The organism is Aquitalea pelogenes (genome assembly GCF_041914625.1).
GTDB classification, from domain to species: domain Bacteria; phylum Pseudomonadota; class Gammaproteobacteria; order Burkholderiales; family Chromobacteriaceae; genus Aquitalea; species Aquitalea pelogenes.
Window position 1 is genome coordinate 119,917 of the sequence record NZ_JAYSDA010000005.1, and the last position, 7,397, is coordinate 127,313.

Sequence of the window (7,397 nt, forward strand, 5' to 3'; positions counted from 1 at the left end):
CCACAGGCCGCATCGTGTTCGATATCAGCTTTGGTGAAATCCTCCTGATCGGCATCGTGGCACTGGTGGTGCTGGGGCCGGAGCGCCTGCCCACCGTTGCCCGCACCCTGGGTGCGCTGGTGGCGCGTGCCCAGCGCTTTGTTGCCAGCGTCAAGGCCGATATCCATCAGCAGGCCAATCTGAGCGGCCTGGATGGCCTGCGCAACGATATCCAGGATGCGGCCAGCAGTTTCAAGGCGCAGATGGAAGCGGAAGTGCAGGGCGTGCGGCAGGAAATGGCCGCCCAGTCCGCCCAGCTGCAGCAACTGTCCAGTGAGGCCAAGGCACCGCTGGAAGAGGCCGCCCGCACCATTCATGGCGGGCTGGATTTGCAGGCATCGGTACCTGCCGCCGTGGTATCCACCGTGGTGGAGGAAAAGTCCGCGCCGGAAGCCCCGCCACGCGACGAAAACCAGCTGGACCTGTTTGATGACATGCCGCCAGCGTCCGGTCAGACTTCCACCCCATCCCATCCTCACGCATGAACGAACAACCTTTGCTTGTCCATCTGCTGGAATTGCGCACGCGGCTGGTACGCGCCATTCTGGGCCTGATGCTGGTGTTTCTCGGCCTGTTCCACTGGTCTGGCGATATCTATCATTTGCTGGCCAAACCCTTGCTGGACGCGCTGCCCAATGGCGGCAGCATGATTGCCACCGAGGTGACGGCCACCTTCTTCGTGCCGATGAAGCTCACCATGCTGGTGGCCTTCCTCATTTCGCTGCCCAACACCCTGTACCAGGTGTGGGCCTTTGTCGCACCGGGGCTGTACAGCCACGAGAAAAAACTGATCCTGCCGTTGGTGGTGGCTAGCGTGCTGCTGTTCTTGCTGGGGATGGCGTTTGCCTATTTCCTGGTGTTCCCGGTAGCCTTTCACTTTTTCTCCATGATGACGCCCAGCGGGGTGAGCATGATGACCGACATCGACAAATACCTGTCGTTTGTCATGGGCATGTTCATCGCCTTTGGCGTGACCTTTGAAGTACCCATCATCGTGATTGTGCTGGTGCGCATGGGGGTGATTTCCATTGCGCAGCTACGCGAAGCACGGCCTTATGTGATTGTCGGTGCCTTCGTGGTGGCAGCGGTGGTCACGCCGCCGGATGTGTTGTCGCAAACCATGCTGGCCGTACCGCTGTGGTTGCTGTACGAAGTAGGCATCATCATGGCGGTATTCATGGCGCGCCCCGGTCGTGCCGTGAGCGTTGGAAGTCAGGAAAAATGAACCGAAAACTGTTTCACTATGGCGCGGCTGCCAGTCTGGTCGCCCTGATTCTGCTGACCCTGGCCTGGGAGCTGTGGCTGGCCCCGGTACGACCGGGCGGCTCGTTTCTGGCGCTCAAGGCTGTCATCCTGCTGGCCCCGCTGATGGGCATTCTCAAGGAGCGCCTGTATACCTACCAGTGGTCCAGCATGTTCATTCTGGCCTTCTTTACCGAGGGCATCATGCGCAGCTGGGGGGATAGCGGCTTGTCGCAAACCCTGGCCTTGTGGGAAGTGGCAATCAGCGTGGTGTTCTTTGGCTGCGTGCTGGGTTTTGCCCGCACTTTCAAGCGCAAACCGGCCTGAATTGTTTTGCCGGAAGTTGCTACACCAAACCTGCCATTGGCAGGTTTTGTTTTTTCTTTGTTAATCCCAAGCAAACGCGCAAAATCCTGCACAAATTCTGCTTGTATTTTAAAGTAAAAATTTTAACTGATCTTAACATCTTGTCGCCTTTGAAGCTTCGATTAGAATATCGTCATTAATGAAGAGTCGAGTATTTCAGACTCATCACACTCAAGCTTCTGAAGGGTCGCGCATGCACTCTCCGTCCTCTGCCGGACAACATGGTTTCATTCCTCCGCAGGCTACACATCTGGACCCCTTGCTGGATTGTCTTTTTGCCCTGGCGCGTTCGTATGGCATCAATGCCACCCGCGAATCGCTGGTGGCAGGCATTCCACTCACCAATAACCGTTTGAATCCGTCCATGTTTTCACGGTCGGCGCGGCGCATCGGCCTGACCTCCCGCGTGGTGCGCCAACCGCTGGACAAGCTGCGCGACGCGCTGCTGCCCGCCGTGTTGCTGCTGGATGGCGAAGAAGCCTGCATTCTGCGCGCCATCGACCCGGAAAGCGGCATGGCACGGGTGAGCTTCTCCGAGCTGACCGAATCCGAAGTAAGCATTTCGCTGGATGAACTGGCCGGCAAATACCTGGGACTGGCCATCTTTGTCCGCCCCCGCTTCAATTTTGAACGCCGCGCGCCGGAGCTGGGTGAAATCCGCTCGCGCCACTGGTTCTGGCAAACCGTCTACGGCGGCCTGCCGCTGTATCGCGACGCCATGATTGCCGCCTTGCTGATCAACCTGTTTGCGCTGGTGATTCCGCTGGTGTCGATGAATGTGTACGACCGGGTGGTGCCCAATATGGCAACCGAGACACTGTGGGTGCTGGCCATTGGCGGCTTGCTGGCCCTGGTGTTCGACTTTTTGCTGAAGATGACGCGCGCCTATCTGATCGACCTGGCCAGCAAACGGGTGGATGTGACGCTGTCCAGCCTGATCATGGAGCGGGTGCTGGGCATCCGCATGGAAGCCCGGCCAGCCTCGGTGGGCGCGTTTTCCTCCAATCTGCGGGCTTTTGAAACCGTGCGCGACTTCATTGCCTCGGCCTCCATCACCGCCCTGATCGACCTGCCGTTCGTGCTGATCTTCCTGCTGGTGATCCTGTGGATTTCCCCGCTCTTGACCGTGCCGGTGCTGGTGGGCGGCTTGCTGATGATCGTGTTTGCCCTGCTCATCCAGGAAAAGATGAAAGAGCTGACCGAGGCCACCTTGCGTGCCTCGGCCCAGCGCAATGCCCAGCTGGTGGAAAACCTGGCTGCGCTGGAAACCATCAAGATCCTGGCCGCGGAAGGCCAGCAGCAGGGGCGCTGGGAGCAGGGCACGCTGTTTCTGGCCCAGGTGGGTGCGCGGCTGAAGCTGCTGGCCACTTCGGCCAACACCTTTGCCGGTTTCATCACCCAGCTGGTATCCATCGTGATGCTGGTGCTGGGGGTGTACCAGATCATGGATGGCAATACCTCGCAGGGTGGGGTGATTGCCGCGGTGATGCTGTCCGGCCGTGCCATGGCACCGCTAGGCCAGCTGGTGGGCTTGCTCACCCAGTATCACAACGCCAAGACGTCGCTGTCCTCGCTGGATGGCTTCATGAACATGCCGGTGGAGCGGCCGCAGGATGCCAACTTCTTCCACCGCACCAGCTTCCAGGGTGAGATCGAGTTCCGCAATGTCTCGTTCAGCTATCCGGATAATCCGCAGCAGGCGCTGCGCAATGTCTCGTTCAAGATCAAGGCTGGCGAACGGGTGGCCATCATCGGCCGGGTGGGTTCCGGCAAGTCCACCTTGCAAAAGCTGATCCTGGGCCTGTTCCAGCCAACCGAGGGTTCGGTGCGGGTGGATGGCATCGACATCAACCAGGTGGACCCGGCCGAGCTGCGCCGCCATATCGGCTATGTGCCGCAGGATGCAGTGCTGTTCTACGGCACGCTACGCCAGAACATTGCCATGGGTGCGCCGCATGCCTACGACGCCAGCGTGGCTGCTGCGGCGGAACTGGCGGGCCTGTCCGACTTCATCAACGGTCATCCGCAAGGCTTTGACATGGTGATCGGCGAGCGCGGTGATTCGCTCTCCGGCGGCCAGCGCAAGGCGGTGACCATTGCCCGTGCGCTGCTCAATGCACCGCCCATCCTGCTGATGGACGAACCCACCAGCAATATGGACCACACCACCGAAGGCCAGATCAAGCAAACCCTTGCCAAGGTGATGGCGGGCAAGACCATGATCATGGTGACCCATCACAATGCCCTGCTGGATCTGGCCGACCGCCTGATCGTGATCGACAACGGTGCCATTGTGGCTGACGGACCCAAGGCCGCCGTGATTCAGGCCTTGCAACAAGGCCAGGTGGGGAGGGCAGGCTGATGAAAAAAACATGGAAACAACGCCTGCAAGGCTGGATTCGTGGCGGACAGGGACGAACCTCGCCGTACTGGGACAAGCTGATGGACTGGGCGGCGGCGCGCGATTTGCAGGACCGCCAGGATTTTGCCACCGACGGAGACTGGGCCATTCTGGAACAGAATCCGGGCCGGCCACGCGTGTTTGTCTGGAGCATGCTGGCCTTGCTGGTGGTGGCACTGCTGTGGGCAGCCCTGTCGCAGATTGACGAAGTGGCACGTGGTGAAGGCAAGGTGGTGCCGGTATCGCAAAACCAGCATATCCAGAGCCTGGATGGCGGCGTGGTATCCAAGATTCTGGTCAAGGAAGGCCAGATCGTGCAAAAAGGCCAGCTGCTGCTGAATATCGACAACACCCGCTTTGTTTCTTCGCTGAACGAAAACCAGGCCCAGTATCTGTCCTTGCTGGCCAAGGCGGCGCGGCTGCGTGCCATTGCCAACAACGTGCCGTTCGAATTGCCCAAGGAAGTGGAGCAGCAGGCGGCCGATATTGCCCGGCAGGAAACCGACCTTTACCAGACCAAGCGTCGCGAACTGGATGCCAATGTGTCCATCGCCCGGCAGGAGCTGACCCAGCGCTCGCAAGAACTGAACGAAGTGCGTGCCAAGCTGGCCCAGGCGCAGCAAGGCTACCAGCTGACGCAGCGCGAGCTGGCGGTTACCAAGCCTTTGAAAGAGTCAGGTGCGGTATCGGACGTCGACCTGCTGCGCTTGCAGCGAGATGTATCGCGCTATCAGGGTGAACGCGACATGGCCAGTGCGCAGATTCCCAAACTGCAAGCCGCCATCAGCGAAGCCAACCACAAGATCCAGGAAGTGGAGCTGAACTTCCGCAATCAGGCCAGCGCCGAATTGTCCGACACCATGGGCAAGATCAACAGCCTGTCCGCCGGTAGCTCCGGCCTGGCCGACAAGGTCAAGCTGTCCGAGGTACGTTCGCCGGTGAAGGGTGAAGTGAAGCGTCTGTTTGTCAACACCATTGGCGGCGTGGTGCAGCCGGGCAAGGACATCCTGGAAATTGTCCCGCTGGAAGATTCGCTGATGATCGAAACCCGCGTGTCGCCGCGTGACATCGCCTTCCTGCGCCCCGGCCAGCGTGCCATGGTGCGTTTTACCGCTTACGACTACACCGTGTACGGCGGCATGGAAGGCAGCCTGCAGGAAATCGGTGCCGATACCGTGACCGACGACAAGGGCAATGCCTTTTACATTGTCAAGGTGCGCACCAGCCAGGGCGCACTGGGCGAGAAACACCTGCCCATCATTCCCGGCATGGTGGCGCAGGTGGACATCATGACAGGCAAGAAGAGCATTCTTTCCTATCTGTTGAAACCGGTGTTGCGTGCCAAGGCAGAGGCCTTTACCGAACGATGAACGCTCCCGTCATCCTGATTACCGCCAGCAGCGCCCTGGCCGATGGTTGGGCCGACAGTCTGGGACTGCAAGACGCCCTGCGTCTGCCGGACCTGGCCGCGCTCAACCGTGCCAACGTGGCGGCCGACAGTCTGGTTCTGCTGGATCTGGCGGCCACCGCCCCCGGCGAGCAGGACATGCAACAGGCCTGCCAGCACTGTCGGGTATTGGCGCTGTCCTCCTTGCCGCGCGACGAAGAAGGCATGCTGTGGCTGCAATATGGCGCAGCGGCCTATGCCCACGCCATGAGTACCCCCGACCTGCTGCAACAGGTATTCGATACTGTGCAGTCCGGTGGCACCTGGGTGGGGCGCAGCATCATGCAGCAACTGTGTGCCCGCTTTGGTCGCCAGCTGCCAGCCAGGACCGAAACCGACTGGCGCAGCCGCCTGTCTGCGCGCGAGCAGGACGTGGTGGCGGCGCTGCGTGAAGGCCGCTCCAACAAGGATATTGCCCGCCAGCTGGATATTTCCGAACGCACGGTCAAGGCGCACCTGACTTCGGTGTTCCAGAAGTTCGGGGTGGAGGACCGCCTGCAACTGCTGCTTAAACTCACTGCTGTCTAGTGCTGCCCCGGCCTTGCCGATCAAGCCGCTCTGTCAATTTGATAGAGCGGCTTTGTTCTTTTATGACAATACGAAATTTCTGAAAATAAGCAGGACTTTGCCCTTCAGTACAATATATTTTCTCGTCATGACTGACTAAGCTGGCCGAACTGCATATTGCGTTTTCAGGAGTCAGACATGAGCACCACTGCTGTCCAAGGTCAGGTTGTTGCCGTTAACGGCGTTGCCAAAGCGATTGATGCCCAGGGGCATGAACGTATCCTCAAGGCCGGCGACATCATCCAGCCGGGTGAGCGCGTGGTGCTGCTGGATGGCGCTACCCTGTCGGTGGCCCGTGCCGACGGTGAGCTGCTGAATGTGGATGGCCCGCGCGAAATGGCGCTGACGACCGAAACCATGCAGCCGCAAACCACAGACAAGACCGAAGCTGCCGTGGCCAAGCTGGCGCCGGAAGCGCAGCAAGTGCTGGCAGCCCTGGAAAACGGTCAGGACCCCTTGGCCCAGCTTGATCCTGCAGCGGCCGGCCTGAACGGTGCCGGTGGTGCCGACGAAGGCAGCCACGGCTTTGTCCGCCTGATGCGGGTGAGCGAAGCACTGGGCGGTGCGCTGGGTGACGGTGCCGGTGGTGCCGCCTTCAACCTGCCGACCGAACAAAACCTGACAACCAGCAATACCGCAGTACCGGTCAATGTCAGCATCGACAACATCAGTGCCACCAACGACGCCACGCCCACCATTCACGGTACCGGCATTCCCGGCCTCACCGTCATCGTCACCAATACCTCCGGTGCGGTAATTGGCAGTGCAGTCGTGGGCAGCGATGGTAACTGGTTCATCACCCCCACTTCGCCGCTGCCGGATGGCACCGACACGCTGATTGCCACCAGCACCAATACCGCCGGTGCCACGGCCACGGCAACAGCTACCGCCATCATCGACACCACCCCGCCGGCCACGCCGACGGTCACCATCAGCGAGCACGGCACACCGGATGGTGTGATCAACGCCAGCGAACTGGTCAACGGCAAGGTGGAAGCCACCGTCAAGCTGGATGCAGCCGATCTGGCCAAGAACGGCAGCGCCACCATCGTGGTCAACGATGGCGGCCACACCACCACCCTGGTAGTGCATGCCGATGGCAGCGTCACTGGCAGCGATGCCAATGTGAGCGCCAGCTACAGCAATGGCACCGTCACCCTGGACATTACCAAGCCTGCTGATGGCAGCACGGTGACCGTGAGTGCCTCCCAGTCCGACGCTGTGGGCAATACCTCGGGTACCGCGACGGACGCAGCCACCCTGCATGCCACCCTGCCGACCGCCACCATCACGGTGGACAACGTCACCGCCGACAACATCCTCAATATCCGTGAG

Annotated in this window: 7 protein-coding genes; all 7 read left to right on the top strand. The window is 60.4% G+C overall.

Going from position 1 to position 7,397, the window contains the following annotated elements:
• The first annotated feature begins 14 nt into the window (after positions 1-14).
• Positions 15-524 (top strand): Sec-independent protein translocase protein TatB, encoded by a 510-nt coding sequence (gene tatB / locus ACE3SE_RS06100; protein WP_374554233.1) that lies wholly within the window; start codon positions 15-17, stop codon positions 522-524.
• Positions 521-1,264 (top strand): twin-arginine translocase subunit TatC, encoded by a 744-nt coding sequence (gene tatC / locus ACE3SE_RS06105; protein ID WP_045845760.1) that lies wholly within the window; start codon positions 521-523, stop codon positions 1,262-1,264. Before tatB ends, tatC begins: the two co-directional genes overlap by 4 nt.
• Positions 1,261-1,608, top strand: a complete 348-nt coding sequence (locus ACE3SE_RS06110) for a DUF2069 domain-containing protein (RefSeq protein WP_045845759.1) — start codon at positions 1,261-1,263, stop codon at positions 1,606-1,608. The genes tatC and ACE3SE_RS06110 overlap by 4 nt, the downstream gene beginning before the upstream one ends.
• Positions 1,609-1,840: 232 nt before the next feature.
• Positions 1,841-4,009 (top strand): type I secretion system permease/ATPase, encoded by a 2,169-nt coding sequence (locus tag ACE3SE_RS06115; RefSeq protein ID WP_045845758.1) that lies wholly within the window; start codon positions 1,841-1,843, stop codon positions 4,007-4,009.
• Positions 4,009-5,418 (top strand): HlyD family type I secretion periplasmic adaptor subunit, encoded by a 1,410-nt coding sequence (locus ACE3SE_RS06120; protein WP_374554234.1) that lies wholly within the window; start codon positions 4,009-4,011, stop codon positions 5,416-5,418. Before ACE3SE_RS06115 ends, ACE3SE_RS06120 begins: the two co-directional genes overlap by 1 nt.
• Entirely contained in the window at positions 5,415-6,023 is a 609-nt protein-coding gene (locus ACE3SE_RS06125) for a helix-turn-helix transcriptional regulator (RefSeq protein WP_374554235.1), read from the top strand. Before ACE3SE_RS06120 ends, ACE3SE_RS06125 begins: the two co-directional genes overlap by 4 nt.
• Positions 6,024-6,200: 177 nt before the next feature.
• Positions 6,201-7,397: retention module-containing protein (locus ACE3SE_RS06130; protein WP_374554236.1), on the top strand; the 1,197-nt coding region annotated here is incomplete at its 3' end.